Here is a 3,724-nt window from a genome sequence, read left to right on the forward strand (position 1 = left end):
ATTTTAGCAAATACAGCTGGCGTTCAAAATCCTTTTAAATTCTTATTTATTTATAATACAAAAAAACATTCAACGAAATTATCACAGGGTTTTAGTGGGGATAATTTTATAGATGCTAAAGATTTAACAATTGACCATTTACCAAATAGACCTACATCTTTAATATCTCGAAATGGCGCTATGAGAGAACCTGATTCAAACCTAAATGAAGGTTGTGAATCTCAAATTTTACATAGAGTATTTTTAAAAGAAGGTCTTGATCTTAAAATCTTTGAACCAAAAATCAAAAATGAAGCTAATATTGATGTTGAGGTAAAGTTTTATTTAATACCGGTTGAATTACAAGATACAGAACCGATAAGATTTAATGAAGACGATCGTAAAAAACTTTTAGATGTGGGTGGTTTTGAATACGGAGAATTAGGAGATCCAATCAAAGTAAAATTATTATATAGGGAGAAAAATGGTAACAAAATGTGTTATCTCCCGAAAGATGGTAATTTCACAACCGAAGAGTTAAATAATTTAAACGGAACAATAGATTTAAATCATATCTCAGATACAGATATTGTAAACTTATATGTTCCGTATAATTATGTTGTGAATTATTCTAAATATGAATACCAAGTAAAACCAAAAGATTATAAAAATTTTTTCGGTTCTTATGTTGTTTTTGATAATCAATTTTATGATTCAAATTCGAGAAAAATAAAATATAAACATGATTGGTTAAATCAGAACTTAGAAAATTCAATCCCAAATAAAATCCAAGCAAAAGTATTATATAATAACAACGGCGGCGGATATTATTACCCGAGAAATGATAAGTTCACAACCGAAGAGTTAAACGACATGCAAAATCCAAATCAAACTTATATCCCAACTAACTATAATATAGAATTATTTGAATATACTAGTAAATATACTACTTCTCAAAAAAGAGAAGTACAACCAAAACCAGATTCTAAAACTTCTAAAATTCCTAGTCCTAAGGAAATATATAATAGTAGTGACTCAAGTACAAAACAATATTATATTTATGGAGATTCAAGTAAAAATATAACACATCCAACAGATTTCTCACACTTTAAATATCCAAAATTAATTACTAAAAACGATCAACCAGTTCCAAATAATTATGACAAAATAGAAACTCTTATTTTGATTAATTTTTGGAACGAAATGAGTTTAAATGATGATTTTTTTACCGAAGTTGAAAATTCCCAAAGAATAAATTCTGGATCACTAAAAAAACTTTATACTAATGAAACTCACGAATTAACTTTATTTACACAAATCACTTATACTTTAGTTGATAACAATGGCAAATCTCATACTTTAGCAACAGGATATAAAGGAACTAAATTAAAAGATATGCAACTTAATAATTCTAAAGCAGGTACAGGAGAAGGAGGTTCTGGACAAAGAATTACTGTTAGAGCTAAACAATCAATAACACAAAAAAATAAAGAAAACAATGAAAACATCGCATAGTTGAAATTCATAATATTAATTTTAAATAATAAATTATTTTATTCAAAAAATATTTATAATATACAAAAAACAGAGGCTTATTAAAATGTTTTTAGAAAGAAAAATTCAAAATCTCTTTTTTTTAATTTTTATAATTATTCTTGTCCGGGTTACCCCTTTATATTTAGTTAAAGCTAAAGTTCTTAAAACTTCGCAAAAAAATCCTTCTTTTACAAAAACAATGAATTCTAAATCAAATAATACTAAATTGCACTTGCCAGATCAAATAATAATAAATTACACTCGGCCAGACTCGCCAGCTAAATTAACTTTCGATATTTCCGATTTAGATGATATAGAAAAAACTAAAGAGGAAAGAAAATATTTTTATAAATTAACTTTTGAAGATAAAGATTTGTTGGAAGAGTTAGATAAAAAACAAAAAACGTTAGAAGACAAATTATTCGTTTGCCATTTAAATACAAGTATTTTCGATTCAGATAATAATCCTTTAACTGATTTATTTGATATTAAATGTTATTATCGCAAAAGTGGCACAAATGATTCTTTTAATGAATTTAAAAATTTATCTAAACCTCTAACTTTTTATAAAATCGATATGGATAAAAAGATATTAGAACGACAAACAAGAGATTTTTCTTTTTTTAAAATAGATTTAAAAGAATGGAAATATGATATCCAAATAGAAATTAAAACTAAAAAATTATATCAGGAAACATATGAAAATGAAAAATTATATTCGGAAAGATGTGATGAATTACTGGAAAAATATAATAAATTAGAAAATAAAGAAATTAGATTAAAATGTGAATTAGATATTACTGATGAAGATAATTATCCTGTTTATTTATTTGAAAATATATCTAAAACAAATTGTGATTTTGAATTTATTTCAAGTTCAGATCTTAAAATTTTGTCAAATCCTATTTGGCTAGTCTTTAAAAAGAATAATGAATTTCTTATTTGGGATCGTATTATTAATCAAGAAGTTAAATATCAAGAAGTTAAATATAAAGAATATAAAGAATATAAAGAATATAAAAAATATCAAGATTTAATGGATTATTTGTATCATTCTTCTTGGAAAAAAAGAATTGAAAACAAATTTGACGACGAATTTGACCGAAATTTAATAAGTTTAAAGTCGATAGTTGATGAAAATGAAAAAAAAAATTCAGAAATTACAGAAAAAATATCATCGTTAAACGCAACTATTTCTGTTAAAAACAAGAATTAAATAATTTAAAACCACAATTAGAAAAAAAATAATTCAAAAATTACAGAAACAATATCATCGTTAAACGCAACTATTTCTTCTAAAGAAGGAGAATTAAATAATTTAAAATTACAATTAGAAAACAAAAATAATTCAAGAAGAAAATATTATCGTTAAACCAAACTATTTCTGTTAAAGAACAAGAATTAAATAATGCAAAATCACAATTAAAAGAACAAGAATTAAATAATTTAGAATCGCAATTAGAAGAAAATATTTTAAATCATGAAAAAAAAAAAGAAGAATATGAATCATCTAATACAAAATATTTAGAAGAATGTAAAAAAAAAGAAGTCAAAATTAAACAAGAATTTGATAGTAACAATGTTTCTAGAATAAAACTTTACTTTCTTAAAGAAATTTATGACATTAATAATTCTGATACTCATTCTTCTGTACATGTAAAATGCGATTGGGATATAGGTGAAATTAAATACGACGGTGGTGCATCAAATAAACGTTTGAATAATTTTTTATCAGAACAACTTAAGAAATGGCAAGATCAAGGAGAATCAATAAAAATAGAACCTTCAGAAATAAAAGAAACATGTGACCGATTAAATAATCTATTGAAAGGAAAATTATCGAATAAAGAATATCATGAAATGATGGATAATTTGAATAAAGAAAATTGGAATATAGTCGAAAATACAGTTGGAAAAAAATTGGCGGAATATCTAAAAAATAATTATACATCTGTCGGAAATAAAGAAATTCTCCGAAATATAAAAATAAAAGAATTGGAACAAATTGACAAAACTAATGTCGGAAATAAAGAAATTCTCCGAGATAGAAAAATAAAAGAATTGGAACAAATTAACAAAACTAAAAAAGATTATATGGAAAAAAAACAAATGAAAAAAAAACAAATTAGAATAAATAAAGATTATATGAAAAAAACTAAAGAAAATGCTATTGCAATGTTTAGTTCTCAATCCCAATTTGTTACGCCAC

General features: G+C 24.1%; 3 protein-coding genes. All 3 read left to right on the plus strand.

Annotation, left to right across the window (positions count from 1 at the left end; all coding sequences use genetic code 11):
• Positions 1-1,494, plus strand: a 1,494-nt coding sequence (locus KTO59_RS03730) for a hypothetical protein (RefSeq protein ID WP_284928706.1), incomplete at its 5' end; no start/stop codon positions are given.
• Positions 1,495-1,579: 85 nt separating this feature from the next.
• A complete protein-coding gene (locus KTO59_RS03735; protein ID WP_284928707.1) occupies positions 1,580-2,731 on the plus strand; it encodes a hypothetical protein in 1,152 nt (383 codons plus the stop codon).
• A gap of 500 nt (positions 2,732-3,231) precedes the next feature.
• The coding region (locus KTO59_RS03740) for a hypothetical protein (protein ID WP_284928708.1) at positions 3,232-3,724 on the plus strand (493 nt) is incomplete at its 3' end.

Source organism: Candidatus Phytoplasma sp. AldY-WA1 (genome assembly GCF_020312115.2).
Taxonomy (GTDB): Bacteria; Bacillota_I; Bacilli_A; order Acholeplasmatales; family Acholeplasmataceae; genus Phytoplasma; species Phytoplasma vitis.